Below are 22,315 nucleotides of genomic sequence, written 5' to 3'. Positions count from 1 at the left end.
GCATGGTCCGCGCACGCCGCGAGAGCGGTGCGCGATGGTGGGTGTAGCTCAGTTGGTAGAGCACCTGGTTGTGGTCCAGGTGGCCGCGGGTTCGAGTCCCGTCACTCACCCCATCGTGCCTGAGGGAGACAGCGTCAAGCGCGTCGCCGTGCGCCTGCACGCGCGACTCAGCGGGCTGCGCGTCGTCCGCAGCTCGTTCCGTCACCCGAAGGCCGCCACGGTCGACCTCGCCGGCACGACGATCCTCGAGACGGTCAGCCGCGGCAAGCACCTGCTCACCCGCTTCGACGACGGCCGCACCCTGCACACCCACCTGCGCATGGACGGCGAGTGGACGGTGCTCGGCCCCGGCAAGCACCTGCCGCGCCGCCTCGACCCGGACGTGCGCGTGCTGCTCGACACCGGTCCGGACGGCCCGACGGGCATCGGCCTGCGGCTGCCGGTGGTCGAGGTGCTACCGACCCGCGACGAGGCAGACGTCGTGGGCCACCTCGGCCCGGACCTGCTCGGTGACGACTGGGACGCCGCCGAGGCCGAGCGGCGGCTGCTGCTGCGGCCCGACCGCCCGATCAAGGCCGCGCTGCTCGACCAGCGCAACCTCGCCGGCATCGGCAACATGTGGGCCGACGAGCTGTGCTTCCTGCGCGGGCTGCACCCCGACCGGCCGGTCGGCACCGTCGACCTGCCGCGTGCGCTCGCGCTGGCTCACCGGATGCTCCGGTTCTCCGTGTCGCCCGGCGGCGCCGCCCAGGTGACCACCGGCGACACCCGCCGCGGCGAGCAGCACTGGGTGACCGGCCGCGCCAACCGGCCGTGCCGCCGCTGCGGCACGACGGTGCTGGTGGTGCCCGAGGTGCCGGGCGACCCCGAGCGACGCCGGACCTGGTGGTGCCCCAGCTGCCAGCCGGAGCTGCCCGGCCAGCCGCCCGGTCACCTCAGCGGCAGTGCCTGAGACCCGTCGCGCGTCGGCGTCACCTCGGTGTGCGGGCGCTGCTGCCACAGCGCCCACTCGGCGCTGACCTCGCCGGCCGTGCGCAGCAGCCGCGGCAGGTGCTCGTGCAGCAGGGTGTCGGTCGAGGTCTCGGCGGCGTGCACGGTGACGTTCATCGCCGCGCGCACCGTGCCGTCGCCGTCGCGCACCGGCACGGCCACCGACCGGATGCCGACCGCCAGCTCCTCGTCGGCGAGCGCCCAGCCGCGGGCGCGCACCAGGGTCAGCTCGTCGCGCAGGCGGGACGGCGTGGGGCCGAGCCGCTCGGGCAGCCCCGACCGGCTGGGCTCGGCGAGCACGGCGCGCAGCTCGTCGGCGGGCAGCGCGGCGAGCAGCACCTTGCCCTGCGAGGTGCGCACGGCGGGGAACCGGGTGCCGACGTCGACCCGCAGCGTGATGAGCTTCGGCACCGAGACCCGCGCCACGTAGACGATGTCGGACCCGTCGAGCTGCGACATCGACGACGACTCGCCGGTCTGCGCGACCAGCTGCTCGAGGTGCGGCCGGGCGACGTCCCAGAGACCGAGGGCGCTGACGTACGCCGCACCCAGGCCGAGCACGCGGGCGGTCGGCTCGAACCCGCCGTCCACCTGCCGCACGTACCCCAGCTCCTGCAGCGTCATGAGCAGCCGCCGCGCGGTGGGTCGCGCCAGCCCGGCCGAGGTCGCCACCTCGCTGAGCGACAGCCGGCGGTGGGCGGCGTCGAAGCAGGTCAGGACGTCGAGCCCGCGCGCCAGCGCCTCGACGAAGTCCGGACCCGTGCCGCGTCCCGCCATCTGCGCCTACCTCGCCTCGTGGGTGGAGCCCGTCTTGAACTCGGTGTACTGGTAGGGATTGTCCAGCACCTCCGTGCCCGGCAGGTCGGGGTTCATGCCCGCCGTCCAGGCCTCCTCCCCCAGCGTGCCGCGCAGGTGCTCGACGCTCGCGTCGACCTGCCGGCGAAGCGCCCCGAGGTCGGCGCCGACCAGGCGGCCCTCGTGCTTCACGACCCGGCCGGCGACGAGGACGGTGTGCACGTCGCCGCGCTGCGCCTGGAACGCCACGTGGCCGTAGGGGTTCAGCAGCGGGAACGACACCGGCGAGGCGTCGTTCCTCAGCAGCACGACGTCGGCCTGCTTGCCGGGCTCGAGGCTGCCGAGGTCGTCGCGGCCGAGCGCCGCCGCGCCGCCGCGGGTGGCCCACTCGACGACCTGCTCGGCGCGCAGGTGCACGTGGGTGACCGTGTCGCCGACGGCGTGCGCCTCGTGGTGCTCGCGCGAGCGGTCGGCGCCGAGCGTCGTCCGCATCGCCGAGAACAGGTCGCCGCTCCACCAGACGCTGGTGTCCATCGACAGCGACACCGGGATGCCGAACCGGCGCAGCGCCCAGGTGGGCGGGTAGCCCTGGCCGGCGCTCTGCTCCGACTCGGTCGACACCGAGACGCTGCCACCGGTGGCCGCGATGCGGTGGTAGCTGTCGTCGCTCAGGGTCGCGGCGTGCACGTAGACGGTCTCGGGCGTCATGAACCCGTTGTCGTGCATCAGCCGGATGCCGTCGTCGTTCGTGGCACCCCAGACGCCGGCGTGCGTGCTGACCGGCAGGCCGAGGTCGCGCGCCGCCTCGAACGCCGCGCGCTCGGGGAACGCGGGGTCCCCGGTGACGTCGAAGGCGAGCTGCACGCGGAACAGGTCGTCGGCGGCGTCGCGGCGGCGCTGCAGGAACGCGCGGACGTCGGGGTCGGCCGTCCACTCCCACGGGCCGGCCTGGATGTTGCCGTAGGCCAGCACGAACCGGCCGGGCACCGACTGCAGCGCGTCGGCGGCGGCCTCTGCGTGGTCGACCGACTGCAACCCGTGCGACCAGTCGACCGTCGTGGTGACCCCGGCCTCGAGCGACTCCCACGCCGACAGCAGGTTGCCTGCGTGCACGTCCTCGGGGCGGAACGCCTTGCCGTGCTCGAGGTAGTACCAGACGAAGTACTGGGTGAGCGTCCAGTCGGCGCCGTAGCCGCGCATGACCGTCTGCCACATGTGCCGGTGGGTGTCGATCATGCCGGGCATCACCACGCCGCCCGTCGCGTTGACCTCGAACGTCCCCTCGGGGACGTCGAGCCGCTGCCCGACCGCGGCGACCCGGCCGTCGACCACCAGCACGTCGGCCTGCGGCAGCACGGTGTGCGCGGCGTCCATCGTGAGCACGGTGCCGCCCCGCAGCACCACGGGCCGACCCTCTTCGAGCACGTCGTCGTGCACGGTTCCTCCAGCGCATCAGCGCGCGGACATCCGTCCGCATCGCGGCCACCTCGATCGTGCGCTCACGATCGACCTCGCTCGGAGCCGGTGTCAAGAGCCTGCACACCCGACCCTTGACAGGGTTCGAGGCCCGTCGCAGACTCCTCGGCACGGCGCGGACGCCTGTCCGCGCACCGGATGCTGGAGGCCTCGTGCCCGACGTCGCACCACCGACCGGTCCGCTGGCCGGCCTGCTGGTCGCCGACTTCTCCCGCATCCTCGCCGGGCCCTACGCGACGATGCTGCTGGCCGACCTCGGCGCCGACGTCGTCAAGGTCGAGGGCCCGCGCGGCGACGACACGCGCACCTGGTCGCCGCCCATCCGCGAGATCGACGGCGAGCCGGTGTCGACGTACTACCTGGGCGTGAACCGCGGGAAGCGCTCGATCGCCCTCGACCTGCGCGACGAGGCGGACGCCGCCGTCGCCCGCGAGCTGGCTCGGCGGGCCGACGTCGTGATCGAGAACTTCAAGCCGGGCGGGCTGGCGAAGTTCGGGCTCGACCACGAGAGCGTCGCCGCCACCAACCCCGGCTGCGTGTACGCCTCGATCAGCGGCTTCGGCTCCGGAGCGGGCAAGGACGTGCCCGGGTACGACCTGATGGTGCAGGCGATGAGCGGCCTGATGAGCCTCACCGGCGACGCCGACGGCCCGCCGTACCGCGCCGGCATCTCCGTGTTCGACGTGATGGCGGGCAACCACGCGGCGATCGGCGTGCTCGCCGCCCTGCACCACCGCGACCGCACGGGCGAGGGGCAGCACGTCGAGGTGAACCTGCTGTCGTCGGCGCTCACCGGCCTGGTGAACCACAGCTCGGCGTACGTCGCCGGCGGTGTGGTGCCGACCCGCATGGGCAACGCGCACCCGAGCCTGTTCCCGTACGAGCCGCTGCCCACCGCCGACCACGACCTCATCGTGACCGCGGGCAACGACGGGCAGTTCCGGAAGCTGTGCGAGGTGCTCGGCATCCCGGACGTCGCCGACGACGAGCGCTTCGCCCGCAACGAGCAGCGCACCGCGAACCGCGAGCAGCTGCGGCCGCTGCTCACCGAGCGGCTGCGCACCCGCGGCGCGCTGGAGTGGTTCGACCTGCTCACCGAGGCCGGCGTGCCGAGCGGCCCGATCAACACCATCGACGGCGGCTTCGCGATGGCCGAGCGGTTCGACCTCGACCCGGTCGTCGTGGTCGGCGAGGGCGCGCACGCCGTGCCCACCACCCGGCACCCGATCCGGCTGTCGCGCACACCGGCCGGCTACCGGCTGCCCCCGCCCGGCCTCGACGAGCACGGCGCCGAGCTGCGGGCCTGGCTCAGCGAGCCGGTCGACCGGGAGGCAGACGGTGAGTGAGCAGCACTCCTACCCGACGGCGCTGGGCGCCTCGACCCGCGACACCATCACGCTGCTCGGGCACGACCTCGCGCGCGACGTCATGGGCACGGTCGGGTTCGGCGAGCTGGCGTTCTGGCTGGCCACCCAGCGGCGTCCGACGTCGGGCGAGACGCGGGTGTTCGAGGCGGTGCTCGCCGCGCTGGCCGACCACGGGTTCACGCCCACCGCCATCGTCACCCGGCTCACCTACCTCTCGGCGCCCGACTCGGTGCAGGGCGCGCTCGCGGCCGGGCTGCTCGGGGGCGGGTCGCGCTTCCTCGGCGTCACCGAGGACACCGGGCGGTTCCTGCACGCGGTGCTCGACGGGCTCGACGAGCTGCCGACCGACGACGCCGGCTGGGACGAGGTGGCCCTGAGAACCGTTGCGGCCCAACGTGAGCAGCACCGGTTCGTGCCGGGCCTGGGGCACCACGTGCACAAGGACGGCGACCCGCGCACCCCGCGGCTGCTGCAGATCGCCCGCGAGGAGGGCGTGTTCGGCCCGCACCTCGCGCTGTTCGAGGCGATCGGCCGCGTGCACGAGCAGGTGCTGGGCCGACGGCTGCCGCTGAACGGCGCCGGGGTCTGCGGCGCCGCGCTGGCCGACCTCGGCCTGCCGCTCGAGCTGCTGCGCGGGTTCGCGCTGCTCGCCCGCACCGCCGGACTCATCGGGCAGCTGGCAGAGGAGCTGCGCCGTCCGGTCGCCAACGAGGTGTTCCTCTCGGTCGACCTGCACAACCGATCCGTCCCCCCAGAGCCCTACGAGCCCTGAGCCGCAACGGTTCTGTCTCATCACCTGCCGACGAGGAGGTCGCATGGCCGAGCTGGCCGCCGTGATCGCATCGACCCACCACCCCTTCTACTACAAGGCGTCGACGGCCACCGGCGAGGACCGGCCCGACTTCGCCGACGAGTGGGTGCGCAAGGTCGAGGCGTTCCGCGAGACGCTGACCCGCGCGCAGCCGGACGTGCTGCTCATGGTGGGGTCCGACCACTTCCACCAGCTGTGGCTCGACAACATGCCGCAGTTCCTCGTCGGGCACGCCGAGCACTACGACGCCAACTGGTACAACGAGGAGCGCGAGTTCTGCCTGCCACGCATGCGGATGCGGGGCGAGCGCGACCTCAGCGGGCACGTGCTGCGGCAGGGCCTCGACGCCGGGTTCGACCTGGCGTTCAGCAACGAGCTGCGCATCGACCACAGCGTGACCTGCCCGATCATCACGCTGCGCCCGCAGAACGACCTGCCGATCGTGCCGGTCTACACGAACATCTTCGCGCCGCCGCTGCCGCAGCCGAAGCGGTTCGTGCAGCTGGGGCAGACGATCCGCGAGCTCGTCGAGTCGTGGCCGAGCGACCAGAGGGTCGCGGTCATCGGCACCGGGCACCTGTCGCTCGAGCTCGGCGGACCGCGGCAGTTCGGCCCGCACGGCCCCGACCCGGAGTTCGACGCCCGCGCCGTCGAGTGGATCTCGCAGGGCGACATCGAGGGCAGCCTGTCCGAGGTGACGCTCGACAGCCTGCACGCGCCGGGCAACGCCACCCACGGCTTCATGGACTTCATGCTCATGATGGGCGTCGCCGGCGAGGGGCAGAAGGCCGACTACGTCGACACGTACGACCTGTTCCACACCATGGAGGCGTACTTCACCTGGTACCCGAACGGGACGCCGGACGGGACGCCGTCGTGAGCCGCTACCTGGTGAACAAGTTCCTCTTCACGATCGACCGCGATCCAGAGCTCGTCGAGCGCTACCGCGAGGACCCGCGCGGCACGGTCACCTGGTGGGAGTCCGAGCAGGCCGGGCGGCTGCTGAGCTGCACCGCCCCGGAGGCGACCACCTGGCTGGCGTTCACCGACGTCGAGCGCGAGGCGCTGGCGACGCACGACCACGTGACGCTCTTCGAGCTGGGCGCGCACCCGTTCCTCACGCTCACGTTGTTCATCGCGATGTTCGAGCGCGACCACCCCGAGCCGCTCGGCTACCAGCTCGCCTACGCCCGGGCGCTGTCCCACTTCACGCTGCCGTACACCGACATCAGCACGTGACCTCCGGCTCGATCACGACCTCGGTGGTGAGCGAGCTCGCCACGTAGCACTCCTCGTGCGCCTCGTGCAGCAGCCTCGTGACCAGCGCCCGGTCCGTACCGTCGCCGACGCGCACCCTGGGCCGCAGCACGATGCGGGTGATGCGCATCCGCTCGCGGCCCACCGGCATCTCCGCCTCGGCGTCGTCGGCGTACTCCAGCACGTCGACGTGCGCGCGAGCGGCGAGCGCGAGGAACGACAGCAGCTGGCACGAGGCCGCCGCGGCCAGCAGCAGCTGCTCGGGGTTCGGGTACGCCGGGTCGCCGCCGAAGGGCGCGTCGGCGGTCACCCGCAGCCGGGTGCCGGGTGGCAGCTCGACGTCGTGCTCGCGGGCGTACGAGCGGTAGCCGCCCGCCGTCGAGCCCGACCACGACAGGGTGGTGCGGTAGCGGTGCACGGTGGCCATGGCCCGACGCTACGGCGTCGACCCGTCGGCGGCCGCCGCACCGTCGCCCCACGCCTGCACGACGGCACGGGTCCGCTCCTCGTCGCCCGGCTCGACGACGAGCACCAGCCGGTGGTCGTGGTCGCTGTACTGCGCCTCCAGCTGCACCCCGGCGTCGGCGAGCGTCCGGCAGAGCGACCCCAGCTGCCCCGGCACGCCCTGCCGCAGGCGGGCGGTCACCACCTCGCGCACCCCCCGGACGTCGAACCCGGCCGACCGCAGGGCCGCAGCCGCCCGCGAGCCGCCGGCGCCGTCGTCCACCAGGAAGTGCGCGGTGCCGTGGCCGCTGGCGAGGAACGCCCCGCCACCCTCGAGGCTGACGCCCGCCGCCCCCAGCACCTCGCCGAACCGGGCCAGCTCCCCCGGCCGGTGGTCCAGTCGCACCTCGACGTCCCGCTCGCTGCTCGTCATGCGGTGAGGGTGCCGCCGCGACGTCTCGGTGACGGCCGAAGCGTGCCCGTCGTAGCGTGATCGCGTGACGCGGACGGCCGGGCAGCCGGTGGACCTCTCGGGCCTGGCTCGCGCCCTCGGGGCGCCGGCCCGGCTGCAGGTGCTCGGCCTGCTGATGGACGGCTCGGCGCGCCCGGCGGGCGAGCTGGCGGCGGCCATCGGGGTCGGCCCGTCGACGGCGAGCGAGCACCTCGCGGTGCTCGTCGAGGCCGGGCTGCTCCTCGTGCGACCCAGCGGTCGGCAGCGGCGGTACGCCCTGGCCGGCCGCGACGTGGCGCAGGCGCTGGAGGCGCTCGGCCGACTTGCGCCGGACGACGCGCAGCGGGAGGTCCGTTCGCTGCGGCAGTCGCGCGAGCAGCGCGAGCTCGCGGGCGCGCGGCTCTGCTACGACCACCTGGCCGGGCGGCTCGGCGTGGCGCTCACCGACGCGCTCGTGGCCGACCGCTGGCTGACCGGCGGCGACCTGCGGCTGACCCGGCTCGGACGCTCGGGCTTCGGCGACCTCGGTGTCGACGTCCCCGCGCTCGAGGCCGCACGCCGTCCGCTGACCCGCTCGTGCGACGACTGGACCGAGCGCCGTCCGCACCTGGCGGGCGCGCTCGGCGCCGCGCTGGCGACCACCGCCCTCGACCGCGGCTGGGTGCGTCGCCGCGCCACCGGGCGCGGCCTCGACGTCACCCCGGCCGGGCACCGGGCGCTGGTCCGGACCTGGAGCGTCGCGCTCGACTAGAAGGCGTACCGCACCCAGCAGTACGGCAGCTCGCGCTCCATGAGCTCGAGCAGCCGCGCCGTCCAGGTGGCCTTCCAGCCGGCGCGGTAGCGCACGTTCGTCTGCCCGCTGTGGCTCTGCTTGGTCTCCTGCAGGTCGGGGCGCCACAGCAGCTCCTCGCCCTTCGGGTGCCAGCCGAGGTTCACCTCGTGCAGCCCCTCGTTGTGCGTCAGGAAGATGACCTCGCAGGCCAGCTGGGCCTTCGCCGCGGGGCTGAGCACGGCGTCGACCTCGCGAAACAGCTCGGCGTACCCCTCGAGCCAGCCCTCCTGCACCACCACGGGGCTGAAGTTGAGGTGCACCTCGTAGCCGGCCCCGACGAAGTCGTTCACCGCGGCGATGCGCTCGCTGATCGGCGAGGTGCGCAGGTCGAGCTGCTTGGCGACGTCGTGCGGCATCAGGGAGAAGCGCACGCGGGTGCCGCCGCGCGGGTCGTACCCAAGCAGCTCGGGGTTCACGAACTTGGTGGCGAAGCTCGCCTTGGCGCCCGGCAGCTCGGCGAAGGTGTCGACGAGGTCGCGCACGTTGTCGCTGACCAGCGCGTCGACCGAGCAGTCGCCGTTCTCGCCGAGGTCGTAGACCCAGTCGGTCGGGTCGCACTGGTTCGGCGCCGGCTTCGGGCCCTGGCGGGCGACGTGCCGGCGCAGGTAGCCGGTGATCTTCTCGGTGTTCACGAACACGGTGATGGGGTTGGCGTACCCCTTGCGCCGGGGCACGTAGCAGTAGGCGCAGGCCATCGCGCAGCCGTTCGAGGTGGACGGCGCGATGAAGTCGGCCGACCGGCCGTTGGGTCGCGCCGCGAGGCTCTTCTTCTCGCCGAGCACGAGCGTCGTCTGCTTGGTGCGCACCCAGTCCTCGACCAGGCCGGCGTTGCCGTGCAGCCCGGGGATCGCCTGGTGCGACAGCACCTCGACCAGCTCGGCGCCGGCGAACCGGTCGAGCACCTCGCGGCCGCGTGCCCAGTCGCGGACGCCGGGCTCGTGGAAGATCGTGCGCACGTCGAGCATGCGGTCGGCGAGGGTCTTCGGCACCCCACCACGGTAGGTGGGCCCACCGACAGTCGCGGGAAGCATCCGGCTGCCACAATCGTTGACGGTTCAACTGGAGACACCAGGGCAGCAGAAGGAGCGGACATGCAGTTCGGCATCTTCACCGTCGGCGACGTGACGCCCGACCCCACCACGGGCCGGACGCCGTCCGAGGCCGAGCGGATCCAGGCGATGGTCGCCATCGCGAAGAAGGCCGAGGAGGTCGGGCTCGACGTCTTCGCGACCGGCGAGCACCACAACCCGCCCTTCGTGCCCTCCTCGCCCACCACGATGCTCGGCTTCATCGCCGCGCAGACCGAGCGGCTGCTGCTGTCGACCTCGACCACGCTGATCACCACGAACGACCCGGTGAAGATCGCCGAGGACTTCGCGATGCTGCAGCACCTGGCCGGCGGCCGCGTCGACGTCATGATGGGCCGCGGCAACACCGGCCCGGTCTACCCGTGGTTCGGCCAGGACGTCCGCGACGGCATCCCGCTGGCCATCGAGCACTACGCGCTGCTGCACCGGCTGTGGCGCGAGGACGTCGTCGACTGGCAGGGCCGCTTCCGCAGCGCGCTGCAGGGCTTCACCTCGACCCCGCGCCCGCTCGACGACGTCCCGCCGTTCGTCTGGCACGGCTCGATCCGCTCGCCCGAGATCGCCGAGCAGGCCGCGTACTACGGCGACGGGTTCTTCGCGAACCACATCTTCTGGCCCAAGGAGCACACCCAGCAGATGGTCGGGCTGTACCGCAAGCGGTTCGCGCACTACGGGCACGGCGCTCCGGAGCAGGCGATCGTCGGTCTGGGCGGTCAGGTGTTCGTGCGGCGCAGCAGCCAGGACGCCGTCCGCGAGTTCCGGCCGTACTTCGACAACGCGCCGGTCTACGGCCACGGCCCGTCGATGGAGGACTTCACCTCGCAGACGCCGCTCACCGTCGGCAGCCCGCAGCAGGTCATCGAGAAGACGCTGTCGTTCCGCGACTACGTCGGCGACTACCAGCGGCAGCTGTTCCTGGTCGACCACGCCGGGCTGCCGCTGAAGACGGTGCTCGAGCAGCTCGACCTGCTCGGCGAGGAGGTCGTGCCGGTGCTGCGCAAGGAGTTCGACGCCCTGCGCGCCCCCGGCGTGCCCGACGCGCCGACCCACGCGTCGATGCTGGCGGCCCGTGAGAGCGCGCTCACCGAGGGCGTGCCCGCGTGACCGAGCCCCGTCGCCTGGTCGTGCTGAGCGCCGGGCTGAGCCAGCCGTCGTCCACGCGGCTGCTGGCCGACCGCCTGTCGGCCGCCGTCGTCGAGCACCTCGACGGCGCGGCCGACGTGCGGGTGGTCGAGCTGCGCGACCTGGCGCACGACGTCACGAACGCGATGCTCACCGGCTTCGCCGCGCCCGCCCTGCAGGAGGTGCTCGACGCGGTGGCCGGCGCCGACGGCCTGATCGCCGTGACGCCGACGTTCAACGCCAGCTACAGCGGCCTGTTCAAGTCGTTCGCCGACCTGCTCGACGGCGAGGCGCTCGACGGCACACCGGTGCTGCTCGGCGCGACCGGGGGCACCGAGCGGCACTCGCTGGTGCTCGACCACGCGATGCGCCCGCTCTTCAGCTACCTGCACGCCGACGTCGTGGCGCGCGGCGTCTACGCGGCGTCGTCCGACTGGGGCAGCTCGGACGCCGCGCAGGCGCTGGCCGGTCGCGTCGACCGCGCCGCCGGCCAGCTGGCGCAGGCCGTGGCCGCCCGCCCGGCGCGTTCCCGACCGGACGACGACGACGGCTTCGTGCCGTTCGAGCAGCTGCTCGGCGGCTGACCGCGTCTATCCTCCGACGGTGCAGATCCGACGGGCCGTCGAAGGCGACGCCGAGGCGCTGGCCGAGGTGCACCACCGCTCGCGCGAGAGCGCCGGAGGCCTGATCCCGCCGGCGGTGCACCCGGTCGAGGCGCTGCACCGCTTCACCCGCGACGTCGTCGTGCCGCACCGCGAGGCGTACCTGGCCGAGGACCACGACGGCACCGCGCTCGGCACGCTGGTGCTCGACGGCGACGACGTCGACTGGCTGTACGTCGCACCCGAGGCACAGGGCCGCGGCGTCGGCCGTGCCCTGCTCGAGCACGCGAAGTCGTTGCGCCCGAACGGGTTGGCGCTGTGGGCGTTCGCCTCGAACCACCCGGCGCGCACGTTCTACGAGCGGCACGGGTTCGTCGCGGTGCGGGAGACGGACGGCGACAACGAGGAGGGCGCGCCCGACGTCCGGTACGTCTGGGGCGGGCACCCGGAGGCCACCGACCCCGCGACAGGCGCATCAGGACACCGGTAGGGCCCTCTGGTACGGCATGAGCTTCCTGACCAGAGCCTTCGTGACCGCCACGGTCGAGCGTGCGGTCAAGACCTTCGCGCAGTCCCTCGCCGCGCTCCTCGCGGCCTCCGGCGCCGGCCTGCTGGCGGTGCCGTGGCTCACCACCCTCTCGGTCGCCGGCACCGCCGCCGTCGTCTCGGTGCTGAGCTCGGTGGCGTCGTCCGGCGTCGGCCACCCCGGCCCGTCGCTGGCGTCCGAGGGCGTCGAGGCCGCACCCGCTGCGGTGCCCGCGGTCGCCCGCGCCGCGTGATCACAGGACCAGCCGGTGGAACCGCCACAGGTCGTTGGCGATCGGCAGCACCTCGACCGCCTCGAACCCCGCCTCGACCGCGTAGCGCTGCAGGGTCTCGAGCCGCATGACCGTGCCGGTCGCCGCAGACGGCCGGTGCGACATGCCGTCGGGCAGGCACACCATGAGCGAGAAGCCGTACATCAGCCGCTCGACGAGCAGCTCGTCGTCGCTGCCCTCGCCCGGCCGCTCCGGCACCCGCTCGTCCATCACGAGCACGAACCCGTCGGGCCGCACCAGCCGGCGCACCGCGGCCAGGAACCGCACCGGGTCGGCCAGGTCGTGCACGCACTCGAAGGCCCTCACCACGTCGTACGACCCGGCGGGCAGCGTGGCGACGTCGCGCTCGGCGAAGGTCAGCCGGTCGCTCAGCCCCTCGTCCCGCGCGTGCGCCGACGCCGCCGCCACCGAGGGCGCGTCGAGGTCGAAGCCGTCGACGACCGACTCCGGGTAGGCGCGGGCGATCCCGATGCTCGACCACCCCTCGCCGCACCCGACGTCGGCGACCCGTGCCCCGGCCCGCAGCGCCGCGTCGAGCTCGGGCAGGGCCGGCAGCCACTCGGTGCCCAGCGGACCGAGGTACCAGGGCCGGTTCAGGTCCGCCTGGCCGGTGCGCATCCCCTCGCCGTACGCCGACCACGGCACCCCGCCCCCGGTGCGGTAGGCCGTCAGCAGCGCCGGCAGCTGCACGCCCGCCGCGGCGAGCAGCCGGCTGAGCGGCGCGAGGTAGCTCGGGTCGTCCGGGTCGTCGAGCACCGGCACGTGCTCCGGCGGCAGGGCGAACGCCGCGCCGTCGCGCTCGAGGAAGCCGGCCGCCACCTGCTGCTCGAGCCACTCCCGCGCGTACCGGGCGTCGATCGGCGCCCGCCCGGCCAGCTGCTCCGGGGTGAGCGGGCCGTGCACGTGCAGCGCCCGGTACAGCCCGAGCGCGTCGCCGATCGCCGTGCTCCACACGTCGAGCGCGCCCAGCGCCGACCCGACCATCCGCTCGACCAGCTGCTCGGTGCGCATCACCTCACCGTGGCACCGCGCCGCCCGCACCGGAAGGTTCCGACGCCGCACCCGAGCACGTCGGTACGTCCTCGTAGAGTGACCGGGTGACCTCGACGGCCCTCGGCTCCGGCAGCGGCCGGCTGCTGCGTGCCGGGGCGGGGTCGCTGTGCGCCGTCGGGCTGTCGCTCGTCGCGCACCTCGCGGGCGGCGGCTCGGCGCCGGGCTGGCTGCCGCTGCTGGCGCTCGTCGCGCTGGTGACCACCGCGGCCACCCTGCTGGCCGGTCGGCGTCGCGGTCTCGTCGCCATCGCCGCGGCGCTCGGCGGGGCGCAGGTCGCCCTGCACACCGCGTTCACCCGGCTCGCCGCGACCGGCGGCTGTCCCCCGGTCGAGACCACGCACCTGCACGCCGGGGCCCTCGACGGGTGCGCGCCCGCGATGGAGTCCATGCACGGCGGCCGGGCGATGCTGCTGGCGCACGCGCTGGCCACGCTCGTCATCGCGCTCGTGCTGGCAGTCGGCGAGCGCGCACTGTGGCTGCTCGCCGCCTGGACCGTGCCGGCGCTGCCCGGCGCCCCGCGGCTGCCCGCCACCGGCGGTGCGGCCCGACGTCGCGACACCGCGGTGCTGCTCCCCCGCCGTCCGGTCGTGCACGGGGGCGCGAGCCGGCGCGGACCACCGGTGCCGCTGCCGGCGTAGCCGCCCGCCCCGAGGGGGTGGTGACGCCGGGTCCCCGACGTCACCCAGTCCCCCCAGCCGAGAGGCAGCTCAGTGCACCGTCTTGCCGTCCGTCCCGTCCTGGCCGCGTCGCTCGCGGCCGCCCTCGCCGGCGTCCCGCTCGCCGCGCAGGCGCACGTCCGCGTCAGCCCCGACAGCACCACCACGGGCTCCTACAGCGAGCTCACCTTCAGGGTGCCCACCGAGTCGGCCACCGCGTCGACCACGAAGGTCTCGGTCACCCTCCCCCAGGACCACCCGTTCCTGTCCGTCAGCGTCCGCCCGCTCGACGGCTGGACGTCGACGATCACCGAGGCGAAGCTGCCGACGCCCGTGCAGCAGGACGGCACGACCATCACGAAGGCCGCGCGCACCGTCACCTGGACCGCGCAGCCCGGGCACGCCGTCCGACCCGGGCAGTACGAGAAGCTCTCGATCGTCGCCGGGCCGCTGCCCGCCCCCGGTGAGGTGTCGCTGCCCGCGACCCAGACGTACAGCGACGGCGAGGTCGTGCGCTGGGACGAGCCGATGGAGGCCGGCAGCGCGGAGCCCGAGCACCCGGCACCAGAGTTCACCGTCACCGCGGCGGACGCGCCGGCCACGGCGTCCGCCTCGACGGCGTCGTCGGCACCAGCCGGGTCGTCGGGCACGCCGGTCACCCGTGCCGCCTCCACCAGCGACCCGGCGAGCCGCTGGCTGGGCGGCGGAGCGCTCGTCGCGGCGCTGGCCGCGCTGGTGCTCGCCGGCGGGGCCTTCGCCCGGTCGCGGCGGCGCGCGTGACCGGCCGGGGCGGGCTGCGGCGGCTGACGCTCGCGGCGATCGGGGCGCTGGCCGCGGTGCTGGTCGCCGCCGGACCGGCCGCGGCGCACGACGAGCTCGAGTCGACGAACCCCGCCGACGGCGCCACCGTCGCGGCGGTGCCGGACGCGATCGTGCTGACCTTCGGCGAGCCCGCGCTCGCCGTCGGCACCCGGCTCGTGGTGACCGGGCCGTCCGGCCAGGTGCAGCAGGGAGCGCCGCGCGTCGTCGACGAGGAGGTGCGTCAGCCGCTCGCCGCCGGCGCCCCGGCCGGCCGGTACGACGTGCAGTGGCGGGTGACGTCGGCCGACGGGCACCCGGTGTCCGGGGAGTTCCGGTTCACCGCGAAGGGCGCCGCCGCCAGCACGACCCCGAGCAGCCCCGCAGCGGCGACCGCGAGCACGACGGCGACGGCGGGCACCGCGACCGCCGCGAGCACCGCGACCACCGCGACGGGGTCGGCGGCCGAGGACCCGGCCGAGCAGACGTCGTCCACCGGGCGCGTGCTGCTGGTCGGGCTCGGGGTGCTGGTGCTGCTGGGCGCCGTCGTGCTCGTGGCCCGGCGACGGCGGCCCGGCGCGCACTGACCCGGCGAGGCTGCCGCACGCGATGGCCTAGGGTCGGCGCGTGCGGCAGCTGCTGGTCATCGGCATCGGAGCGGGCGACCCCGACCACCTGACCCTGCAGGCGATCAAGGCGATGCGCCGGGTCGACGTGTTCCTGGTGCTCGACAAGGGCGAGCAGAAGGCCGAGCTGGTCGCGCTGCGCGAGCAGATGCTGTCCGAGCACGTGCCGGACGGCGGCTACCGGGTGGTGCACCTGCCCGACCCGCCGCGCGACCGGCGTCCGCCCACCGGCGAGGCGTACGTCGCGACCGTCGAGGACTGGCACGACCGGCGGGCCGCCCTGCTGGGCGAGGCGCTGCGCGACGAGGTGCCGGACGGCGGCACCGCGGGCCTGCTGGTGTGGGGCGACCCGTCGCTCTACGACAGCACGCTGCGGGTGGTCGAGCGGATCGCGGCGTCGGTCGAGCTGGCCGTGGAGGTGGTGCCGGGCGTGACCGCGCTGCAGGCCCTGACCGCCGCCCACCGGGTACCGCTGAACCGGCTCGGCGCGCCGGTGCTGGTGACGACCGGGCGCCGGCTCGCCGACGGGCTGCCCGCGGGCGTGGACGACGCGGTGGTGGTGCTCGACCAGGGCACCGCGTTCGCCGACCTGCCGGACGCCGCCGAGCTCGAGGTGTGGTGGGGCGCCTACCTGGGCACCCCCGACGAGGTGCTGCGCAGCGGGCCGGTGCCCGAGGTGGCGGGCGAGATCGGCGAGCTGCGGCAGCGGCTGCGCGCGGAGAAGGGCTGGATCATGGACACGTACCTGCTGCGGCGCAAGGAGTCTGGCTCGTGACCCGCTACGGCGCGCAGTTCGGGCCCGACGTCACGTTCCTCGGCGTGCCCGCCTGCGACCTCGACGACGAGGCGTCGTACGCCGGCGCCGACGTCGTGGTGCTGGGTGCGCCGTTCGACGGCGGGACGTCGCACCGCCCGGGCACCCGCTTCGGGCCGCAGGCGATCCGCACCACCGACTACCTGCCGCACGACGGCAGCCGACCCTCGCTGGCGCTGCGCACCGACGCGCTGCGCGACCTGCGCGTGGTCGACGCGGGCGACGTCGAGATGTACTCCGGCGACATCGAGACCGCGCTCCCCCGGCTGGAGGCGGCCGTCGAGCGGGTCGCCCGCTCGGGCGCGATCCCCGTGGTGCTGGGCGGCGACCACTCCATCGCGTTCCCGGACGCCAAGGGCGTGGCGAACGTGCTCGGCCACGGCCGGGTGTCGATGATCCACTTCGACGCGCACGCCGACACCGGCGACGTCGAGTTCGGCTCGCTGTGGGGGCACGGGCAGCCGATGCGCCGGCTCATCGAGTCGGGTGCGCTGCGCGGCGACCGCTTCCTGCAGGTCGGGTTGCGCGGGTACTGGCCGGGACCCGAGACGCTGTCGTGGATGGCCGAGCAGCAGATGCGGTCGTACGAGATGACCGAGATCGTCGGCCGCGGCCTCGACGAGTGCCTGACCGAGGCCTTCGGCATCGCCACCGACGAGTGCGACGGGGTGTTCCTGTCGGTCGACATCGACGTGTGCGACCCGGGGCACGCGCCGGGCACGGGGACGCCGGAGCCGGGCGGCCTCTCGGCCCGCCAGCTGCTCGACGCCGTGCGCCGCATCTGCCTCGAGCTGCCGGTGGTCGGCGTCGACGTCGTCGAGGTCAGCCCGCCGTACGACCACGCCGACATCACGGCGATGCTCGCCAACCGCGTGGTGCTGGAGGCCCTGAGCGCGCTGGCCCGCCGCCGCCTCGACGCCGCGACCGGCGTGCCCTGGAACCCGTTGCAGCCGCTGCTCGACGGACGCTGATCTCCTCTCCGGACCCGGCGGCACCCTGCAGACCCGGGCGCCCTGGGGACCCGGGCGCCCTGGGGACCCGGGCGCCCCGCGGACCGGCGCGTGCAGGCGCGCGACGGCGTCACGCCGCTCGCGACAACCGGGTCGCGAGGTGCGTGATGGCCTGCCGGGCGACGGCTTCGGCGCGTGATCGGCTCGGTGGCCCCGACCCGCCGGTCGCGTGCACCCAGCGGTGGTGCCGGCCGCAGAGCAGGGTGCCGTTGCTCAGGTCGGTGCGCCCGCCGCGGCTGAACGGCGTCACGTGGTGGGCGTCGCACCACGCCGCGGGTGCGGTGCAGGTGCCGTAGGTGCAGTGCCCGTGCTCGAGGGCGAGGGCCGCGCGCTGCCGCGGGGTGAACGGGTACTGCGTGTCGCCGACGTCGATCGGCAGGTCGCGGCGGTCGAGCGCGACCGGCACGACCTCGGCGTGGCACAGCAGCTGCTGCAGCCGACGGTCGGGCACCGGCTGACCGGTCGGCAGCAGCGCGGGGCCGGCGGGCTCGCCGAGCAGCCGCCCGACGGGGACCGTGACGACCACCCGGTACGCCGTGCCGTGCGTCGAGGGCAGCACGCCGTCGGCTGCGAGCACCGTCTCGCAGAGGCGCTGCAGGGCGTCGTGGCGACGCTGCGCGGGCTCGCGGGTGTCGCGCTCGCCGTCGGCGTCCGGCCGGGGCGCCGACCACGCGTCGATCGCCGCGAGCAGCGCGGCCCCGGCGACCGGGGTGAGCAGGCCGTCGACGGCGACCAGACCGCCGCCGGTCACCGACACGTCGAGCCGGCGATCCCGGGCCTGCCGCTCCTGCCGCCGCAGCTCGTCGTCGTCGGCGGCGGGGTCGACGGTCTGCACCAGCACGGTGGCCGCGACCCGCAGCGCCTGCGGGTCGAGCGGCACGACGACGGCACCGGTCTCGCGATCGACACCCCGAGCCGCGTCGAGCAGCACCGCCTCGGCGCCGGCGACGACCGCGTCGACCCGCTCGATCGCCGTCCCCGACCCCGCGGCGCGCAGCCGCTCGACGGTGGTCGCGACGACGTCCGCCTGCTCCGGACGCACCTGTCCGGCCTCGAGCGCCTCGCGGGTGGCGACCAGGTCGTTCGCGATCACCTGGGTGTGCAGCCGGGACGCGCGCCGGGCGGTGCGCGCCGCCTCGGCCGCCGCCATGCCCGGCACCTGCTGCCGCAGCCAGGTGGTGAGGTTCGCCTGCCCCTCGCGCCCGACCTGCCCGCTGCGCTCGACCCACGCCAGCAGCCGCAGCCGCTCGGCCTGCAGCGCCAGCAGCTGCTGCTCGAGGTCGGCGAGCGCGGCGCGGCGCCCGTCGTCCGACAGCTGCCACACCTGCACCTCACCGCCGCTCGTCATACGACAAGCCTACCACTTGTCGGGCGCAAAGGCGTTCTGCGGCAACGCCTGTGGATGAGCGGCTACTCGGTGGCCGACCGCCAGCGCACGGCCACCCGGTCGTCGCTCACGGTCATCCGCACGACGGCGAGCGGCTCGACGTCGAGCCGCCAGAACGGCTCGGGCCCGACCCCGAGGGCGTGCACGAGCAGCGCCCGCACCACCGGCAGCGGCGCGACCGCGACGACCGCACGACGCCCTAGGGTGGGCACCCTGGCCAGCCACGCGCCCGCGCGGTCGATCAGCTGCAGCAGCGACTCTCCCCCGTGCACTGCGGACGACGGGTCGGCGCGCCAGGCGGCGACGTCCGCACCCTCCTGCTGCGCGACGTCCGTCATGCTGCGGCCCACCCACCGGCCGAGGTCCCAGTCGCGCAGGCCCTCGTCGTCGACCGGCTGCAGCCCCAGCAGCCCGGCCGTCTCGCGGCACTGCGTCGACGGCGCCACCCACGACGGCACCCCCGTCGGCAGCACCCGCCGCTCGGCCACGGCGAGCGCCGCCGCGCGCCCGTGCTCGTCGAGCGGTTCGTCGGCCCCCACGAGCCCCTCGCGCGCCCCGGCGGTCAGGCCGGGCGGCACCAGCGCGAGGCGGACGGTCACCCGCACATCATCACCGCTGCGCCCGCGCTGCGACAGCACCCGTGCGAGCGGTGCCGGCGCCGCTCCGTCACCGGCGGCGACCACCCCTTCGGCCCAGACAGCCCGGGCCCTCCGCGCCCGATGTCAACGGGGTCAAGGTTCCGCGCGGACAGGGAGGACGCATGGACACGCAGGGGAACGCCGCACTCGTCGGCGATCAGATCGAGGACGCCCAGGCCGAGCAGGTCATGGACATGCTCGAGGAGCACGTGCCGCTGTCGCTGCTCATGGACCTCACCGCACCGACCGGTCCCGACTCGCGGGCCATCCTCGAGGCAGAGGGTGTCCCCGAGCAGCACTGGTGGGAGCAGGGCTGACCAGCCCGCACCCGCCCGCCCCGGCCGATTTCTCGGCCGGGCGGGTGGGCTGCTAACCTCGTGCCTCGTTGCGCCATTAGCTCAATTGGCAGAGCAGCTGACTCTTAATCAGCGGGTTCGGGGTTCGAGTCCCTGATGGCGCACCACACCACGAGGGCCCGGTCCACACGGACCGGGCCTTCGCGCGTCACCGCTTCGCTCAGTCGTCGCTCCTGCCGCGCAGGCGGCGGGCACGCTCGCCGACGCCGCTTGACAGCCGACCTGCCGCTGAGGCCGCACGACCACGGGTCTGATCGCCGAGCTGCTTGGCCGCCTCGTACCCGCCGGCGCCCGTCTCACGCACCCGGTCGCGCGCGTCGGCAGCCGCTTCCACCCACCGCCTGGCGTCGACGGACTGCCGGTCCCCGTCGATGCCCAGCGGCTCGTGGAAGGCGACCACCGCGCCCGCCACGTGGTTGCTGGCCGAGACGACGCTCCGCGACGCCGCGGGGTGCAGCAGCACCTTGGCGTTGGCCGCCCGGGCTGCCGCGTCCAGGCGGACCATCAGGCGCTCGGTGGTCCTCGTGATCAGGTCGAGCCGGTGGTGGCGGGCGGCCTGCAGCCCCGTGCGGTGCCGGTCCACCTCCTCCGGCGAACCGTCGAGCACGCGGTCGATCTCCAGCACCGCGAGGGCGTCCTGCAGCTGGAAGCAGCGGGCCAGGACCGCCAACCACTCCTGGACGCTGACCTGGGCCTGAGCCGTGGTCTTCGCCAGGTCGCCGACGGCGGTGTGGCGCTCCAGGTCGTCGGCGAGCGCGTCCAGCTGCCGCAGGGCGTACGCCTGCGTCCGGGCGATCGTCGACGCCGTCGCCTGGACCTTGGACCAGGTCACCTCGGACACCCGACCGACGCGCTCGCGGACGATCATCGCCTCCTCGATCACCAGGTCGACGCCGACCATGTCGGCGAGCACCGCTTCGCTGTGCGCGCGCAGCACGTCGTCGAGCTTTGCGTCGATCGACTCGAGGTAGTCCGTGATCTCGTCCATCGTCTGCTGCATGGCGAGCTGCGCCATGATCCCGGCTGCGCCGGCCAGAAGAGCCGGGTTCGTCAGCATCGACCCCGGCGTCCTGACGATCTCCAGGAACTGCTTGGCCTTGCCCTTGTCAGTCAGCACGGCTCGGCTGACCCCCGGCGCTGATCCTTTCATGAGCTCCAGGTGCTTCATGGCCTCAGCGGACTGCTTCGTCAGCTTGACCCAGCGCCCGGACTCGGCCATCGCCGTCGACGCCGTCTGAGCGACACCGGCCGCGGTGGCGAGTGCCGGACGCAGCCGGTCGAGCGGGAGCTCGCGGGAGGCGAGCCCTCGCGACGCGAGGAACGACTCGACCGCCGAGGCCTCGCCGATCACAGCCATGCCGCCCTCGTCCTGCAGAACATGGACCTCGTTGCTGATCACGTCGCCTCCGGTCGTGCCCATCACGACCGTTGTCGACCGCGCGAGTGCACGATGGCACAGACTCGGCGCCGCGAGGCCGAGCTCCGGACACCTCGCGCCCGTTGCACCCGGCGCGCCCCGACTGATCCTGGGCCGAGGTGCGGCCGGTCCGTGCGGCCGAGAGACTTCGGGCAACCCACTCGGAGGAGCACCATGCAGAAGATCGTCATGAGCCTGACCGTCGTCGTCGCCGCGGCGGCGGCGCTGTCGGGCTGCGGGGGCGACGACAGCACGACGGCCGCGCCGGCGGCGAGCAGCTCGAGCTCGACGTCGTCACCGGCCACCAGCAGCGCACCGGCCAGCCCGACGACCAGCCCGTCGTCGCCGGCGGCCGGGGCGCAGGACCCGAACGACCCGGACGTGCAGGCGAAGGCGCTGGACACGACCTGGGACGCGCTGAACGCCGACGGTCGCAAGCAGCTGTGCCAGCAGGTCGGCAAGCTCGGCAAGCAGAAGGCGGCCGACCAGGTCGTGGCGGCGCAGGCGAAAGTGACGTCGGTGAAGTTCAAGACGCAGGTCGTCGTGGACTTCTTCGACCGGCACTGCTGACCGGCACCGGCCGGCGGGACGGACGAGAGGCGCCCACCGCACGGTGGGCGCCTCTCGTGCTGCCAGCGGGCTCTCAGACCGCGAGGAACTCGATCAGCACCCGGTTCCTCTCGTCGGCGTGGCTCACGTTGACGCCGTGCGGACCGCCGGCGACGACGTGGGTGCGCGCGCCGGTGATCGAGGCGGCGGTGCGGGCTCCGGAGCCCTCGAAGGGGACGACGGCGTCACCGTCACCGTGCAGCACCAGCGTGGGCACGCGGACGGCGGGCAGGTCGTCGCGGAAGTCGGTCGTGGCGAACGCCTCCATGCAGGCGAGCGCGGCGTGCTGGTCGGACTGCTGCGCCAGGGCGACGGCCTGGCGGCGCTGCTCCTCGGTGACGGCGAGCGTGCCGTCGACGGAGAAGAAGTCGGTCGTGAACTGCTCGAAGAAGGCGTCGCGGTCGGCGGTCAGGCCGGACTCCATGCCGGCGGCGGTCGCGTCGTCCAGCGGACCGTCGGGGTTGTCGTCGCTCGTCGCCAGGAACGGGGGGACGGCGGAGGCGAAGACGACGCTGCGCACCCGCTCGTGCTCGTGCCGGGTGGCGTGGCGCGCGACCTCGCCGCCGCCCATCGAGAAGCCGACGAGCGTGACGTCGTGCAGGTCGAGCTCGGTGAGGACGGCCTGCAGGTCGTCGCTCAGGGTGTCGTAGTCGTAGCCGCCGCGGGGCGTGTCGCTGCGGCCGAAGCCGCGGCGGTCGTAGGTGACGACGCGGTACCCGGCCGCTTGCAGCGCCGGCACGTTGTCGGCGAACGCCTCGCCCGACAGCGGCCAGCCGTGGATCAGCACGACCGGGCGACCGGTGCCGCCGGTGTCGTCGACGTGCAGGGTCGTGTCGCGCAGCAGCCCGTGGTGGGCGGTGATCTCGGCCATGCCCGCGCTTCGGAGCGACCGGCCGCC

General features: G+C 74.4%; 27 protein-coding genes and 2 tRNA genes. 19 read left to right on the top strand and 10 right to left on the bottom strand.

The window, feature by feature from the left end:
* Positions 1 to 37: 37 nt before the first annotated feature.
* Together ACYVI6_RS05945 and ACYVI6_RS05940 are read left to right on the top strand one after the other, a co-directional pair.
* Positions 38 to 113: transfer RNA gene (locus ACYVI6_RS05945), tRNA-His, on the top strand.
* Between the two features lie 2 nt (positions 114 to 115).
* Positions 116 to 952, top strand: coding sequence for a DNA-formamidopyrimidine glycosylase family protein (locus ACYVI6_RS05940; protein ID WP_460445485.1), 837 nt, complete (start codon positions 116 to 118; stop codon positions 950 to 952).
* Here the strand turns inward: ACYVI6_RS05940 and ACYVI6_RS05935 are convergent.
* A complete protein-coding gene (locus ACYVI6_RS05935) occupies positions 931 to 1,767 on the bottom strand; it encodes an IclR family transcriptional regulator domain-containing protein (protein WP_460445484.1) in 837 nt (278 codons plus the stop codon). The two genes, ACYVI6_RS05940 and ACYVI6_RS05935, sit on opposite strands and share 22 nt — an antisense overlap.
* 6 nt (positions 1,768 to 1,773) lie before the next feature.
* Positions 1,774 to 3,159 (bottom strand): amidohydrolase family protein, encoded by a 1,386-nt coding sequence (locus ACYVI6_RS05930; RefSeq protein WP_460445507.1) that lies wholly within the window; start codon positions 3,157 to 3,159, stop codon positions 1,774 to 1,776.
* Positions 3,160 to 3,413: 254 nt separating this feature from the next.
* Between ACYVI6_RS05930 and ACYVI6_RS05925 the strand changes: the two genes are divergently transcribed.
* Genes ACYVI6_RS05925 through ACYVI6_RS05910 form a run of 4 tightly spaced genes read left to right on the top strand, consistent with a single transcriptional unit; the run spans position 3,414 to position 6,678 of the window.
* Entirely contained in the window at positions 3,414 to 4,607 is a 1,194-nt protein-coding gene (locus tag ACYVI6_RS05925; RefSeq protein ID WP_460445483.1) for a CaiB/BaiF CoA transferase family protein, read from the top strand.
* Entirely contained in the window at positions 4,600 to 5,400 is an 801-nt protein-coding gene (locus tag ACYVI6_RS05920) for a citryl-CoA lyase (protein ID WP_460445482.1), read from the top strand. Before ACYVI6_RS05925 ends, ACYVI6_RS05920 begins: the two co-directional genes overlap by 8 nt.
* Before the next feature lie 43 nt (positions 5,401 to 5,443).
* Positions 5,444 to 6,319, top strand: a complete 876-nt coding sequence (locus ACYVI6_RS05915) for a DODA-type extradiol aromatic ring-opening family dioxygenase (RefSeq protein ID WP_460445481.1) — start codon at positions 5,444 to 5,446, stop codon at positions 6,317 to 6,319.
* The gene (locus tag ACYVI6_RS05910; RefSeq protein ID WP_460445480.1) at positions 6,316 to 6,678 is read left to right on the top strand and encodes a hypothetical protein; all 363 of its coding nucleotides are present in this window, start codon (positions 6,316 to 6,318) and stop codon (positions 6,676 to 6,678) included. The genes ACYVI6_RS05915 and ACYVI6_RS05910 overlap by 4 nt, the downstream gene beginning before the upstream one ends.
* On the opposite strand, the gene ACYVI6_RS05905 is transcribed toward ACYVI6_RS05910, so the two are convergent.
* Complete coding sequence (locus ACYVI6_RS05905; protein ID WP_460445479.1) at positions 6,668 to 7,123, bottom strand: OsmC family protein; 456 nt, start codon at positions 7,121 to 7,123, stop codon at positions 6,668 to 6,670. The genes ACYVI6_RS05910 and ACYVI6_RS05905 overlap by 11 nt on opposite strands.
* Before the next feature lie 9 nt (positions 7,124 to 7,132).
* Positions 7,133 to 7,573 carry an amino acid-binding ACT domain-containing protein gene (locus ACYVI6_RS05900; protein WP_460445478.1) on the bottom strand — a complete coding sequence of 147 codons (441 nt, stop codon included), beginning with the start codon at positions 7,571 to 7,573 and terminating at the stop codon, positions 7,133 to 7,135.
* Positions 7,574 to 7,637: 64 nt separating this feature from the next.
* Here ACYVI6_RS05900 and ACYVI6_RS05895 point away from each other — a divergent pair, with 64 nt between their 5' ends.
* Positions 7,638 to 8,342, top strand: a complete 705-nt coding sequence (locus ACYVI6_RS05895) for an ArsR/SmtB family transcription factor (RefSeq protein WP_460445477.1) — start codon at positions 7,638 to 7,640, stop codon at positions 8,340 to 8,342.
* Here the strand turns inward: ACYVI6_RS05895 and ACYVI6_RS05890 are convergent.
* The gene (locus ACYVI6_RS05890) at positions 8,339 to 9,388 is read right to left on the bottom strand and encodes a spore photoproduct lyase family protein (protein WP_460445506.1); all 1,050 of its coding nucleotides are present in this window, start codon (positions 9,386 to 9,388) and stop codon (positions 8,339 to 8,341) included. The two genes, ACYVI6_RS05895 and ACYVI6_RS05890, sit on opposite strands and share 4 nt — an antisense overlap.
* A gap of 126 nt (positions 9,389 to 9,514) precedes the next feature.
* On the opposite strand from ACYVI6_RS05890, the gene ACYVI6_RS05885 reads away from it, so the two are divergent.
* The 4 genes from ACYVI6_RS05885 to ACYVI6_RS05870 are packed head-to-tail and all read left to right on the top strand — an operon-like array spanning position 9,515 to position 12,014.
* The gene (locus ACYVI6_RS05885; protein WP_460445476.1) at positions 9,515 to 10,615 is read left to right on the top strand and encodes an LLM class flavin-dependent oxidoreductase; all 1,101 of its coding nucleotides are present in this window, start codon (positions 9,515 to 9,517) and stop codon (positions 10,613 to 10,615) included.
* Positions 10,612 to 11,217 (top strand): FMN reductase, encoded by a 606-nt coding sequence (locus tag ACYVI6_RS05880; RefSeq protein WP_460445475.1) that lies wholly within the window; start codon positions 10,612 to 10,614, stop codon positions 11,215 to 11,217. Before ACYVI6_RS05885 ends, ACYVI6_RS05880 begins: the two co-directional genes overlap by 4 nt.
* 19 nt (positions 11,218 to 11,236) lie before the next feature.
* Positions 11,237 to 11,725 (top strand): GNAT family N-acetyltransferase, encoded by a 489-nt coding sequence (locus tag ACYVI6_RS05875; RefSeq protein WP_460445474.1) that lies wholly within the window; start codon positions 11,237 to 11,239, stop codon positions 11,723 to 11,725.
* A 16-nt stretch (positions 11,726 to 11,741) separates the two neighbouring features.
* Entirely contained in the window at positions 11,742 to 12,014 is a 273-nt protein-coding gene (locus tag ACYVI6_RS05870) for a holin (RefSeq protein WP_460445473.1), read from the top strand.
* Here ACYVI6_RS05870 and ACYVI6_RS05865 read toward each other — a convergent pair whose 3' ends face one another.
* A complete protein-coding gene (locus tag ACYVI6_RS05865) occupies positions 12,015 to 13,064 on the bottom strand; it encodes a class I SAM-dependent methyltransferase (protein WP_460445472.1) in 1,050 nt (349 codons plus the stop codon).
* An 86-nt stretch (positions 13,065 to 13,150) separates the two neighbouring features.
* On the opposite strand from ACYVI6_RS05865, the gene ACYVI6_RS05860 reads away from it, so the two are divergent.
* The 5 genes from ACYVI6_RS05860 to speB all read left to right on the top strand — a co-directional run bounded on the left by ACYVI6_RS05860 (position 13,151) and on the right by speB (position 16,971).
* Positions 13,151 to 13,744 (top strand): hypothetical protein, encoded by a 594-nt coding sequence (locus ACYVI6_RS05860; protein ID WP_460445471.1) that lies wholly within the window; start codon positions 13,151 to 13,153, stop codon positions 13,742 to 13,744.
* A 72-nt stretch (positions 13,745 to 13,816) separates the two neighbouring features.
* A complete protein-coding gene (locus ACYVI6_RS05855) occupies positions 13,817 to 14,542 on the top strand; it encodes a YcnI family copper-binding membrane protein (RefSeq protein WP_460445470.1) in 726 nt (241 codons plus the stop codon).
* Positions 14,539 to 15,147, top strand: coding sequence for a copper resistance CopC family protein (locus tag ACYVI6_RS05850; protein ID WP_284287823.1), 609 nt, complete (start codon positions 14,539 to 14,541; stop codon positions 15,145 to 15,147). Before ACYVI6_RS05855 ends, ACYVI6_RS05850 begins: the two co-directional genes overlap by 4 nt.
* Positions 15,148 to 15,187: 40 nt before the next feature.
* Complete coding sequence (cobF, locus tag ACYVI6_RS05845; RefSeq protein ID WP_460445469.1) at positions 15,188 to 15,961, top strand: precorrin-6A synthase (deacetylating); 774 nt, start codon at positions 15,188 to 15,190, stop codon at positions 15,959 to 15,961.
* Positions 15,958 to 16,971 (top strand): agmatinase, encoded by a 1,014-nt coding sequence (gene speB / locus ACYVI6_RS05840; protein ID WP_460445468.1) that lies wholly within the window; start codon positions 15,958 to 15,960, stop codon positions 16,969 to 16,971. The genes cobF and speB overlap by 4 nt, the downstream gene beginning before the upstream one ends.
* Positions 16,972 to 17,080: 109 nt before the next feature.
* Here speB and ACYVI6_RS05835 read toward each other — a convergent pair whose 3' ends face one another.
* On the bottom strand, positions 17,081 to 18,358 hold the full coding sequence (locus ACYVI6_RS05835) for an HNH endonuclease signature motif containing protein (RefSeq protein WP_460445467.1): 1,278 nt from the start codon (positions 18,356 to 18,358) through the stop codon (positions 17,081 to 17,083).
* Positions 18,359 to 18,420: 62 nt separating this feature from the next.
* On the bottom strand, positions 18,421 to 18,996 hold the full coding sequence (locus tag ACYVI6_RS05830) for a histidine phosphatase family protein (RefSeq protein ID WP_460445466.1): 576 nt from the start codon (positions 18,994 to 18,996) through the stop codon (positions 18,421 to 18,423).
* Between the two features lie 161 nt (positions 18,997 to 19,157).
* Here ACYVI6_RS05830 and ACYVI6_RS05825 point away from each other — a divergent pair, with 161 nt between their 5' ends.
* Both ACYVI6_RS05825 and ACYVI6_RS05820 read left to right on the top strand, forming a co-directional pair.
* Complete coding sequence (locus tag ACYVI6_RS05825) at positions 19,158 to 19,352, top strand: hypothetical protein (protein ID WP_284287827.1); 195 nt, start codon at positions 19,158 to 19,160, stop codon at positions 19,350 to 19,352.
* Positions 19,353 to 19,422: 70 nt separating this feature from the next.
* Positions 19,423 to 19,498, top strand: a tRNA-Lys gene (locus tag ACYVI6_RS05820).
* A gap of 53 nt (positions 19,499 to 19,551) precedes the next feature.
* Here ACYVI6_RS05820 and ACYVI6_RS05815 read toward each other — a convergent pair.
* The gene (locus tag ACYVI6_RS05815) at positions 19,552 to 20,811 is read right to left on the bottom strand and encodes a hypothetical protein (RefSeq protein ID WP_460445465.1); all 1,260 of its coding nucleotides are present in this window, start codon (positions 20,809 to 20,811) and stop codon (positions 19,552 to 19,554) included.
* 171 nt (positions 20,812 to 20,982) lie between these two features.
* Between ACYVI6_RS05815 and ACYVI6_RS05810 the strand changes: the two genes are divergently transcribed.
* The gene (locus ACYVI6_RS05810; RefSeq protein ID WP_460445464.1) at positions 20,983 to 21,378 is read left to right on the top strand and encodes a hypothetical protein; all 396 of its coding nucleotides are present in this window, start codon (positions 20,983 to 20,985) and stop codon (positions 21,376 to 21,378) included.
* Positions 21,379 to 21,451: 73 nt separating this feature from the next.
* Here ACYVI6_RS05810 and ACYVI6_RS05805 read toward each other — a convergent pair whose 3' ends face one another.
* Complete coding sequence (locus ACYVI6_RS05805) at positions 21,452 to 22,288, bottom strand: alpha/beta fold hydrolase (RefSeq protein ID WP_460445463.1); 837 nt, start codon at positions 22,286 to 22,288, stop codon at positions 21,452 to 21,454.
* Positions 22,289 to 22,315: the final 27 nt, after the last annotated feature.

Source organism: Angustibacter aerolatus, assembly GCF_054776675.1.
This window is presented reverse-complemented; position numbering and strand designations above follow the sequence as displayed.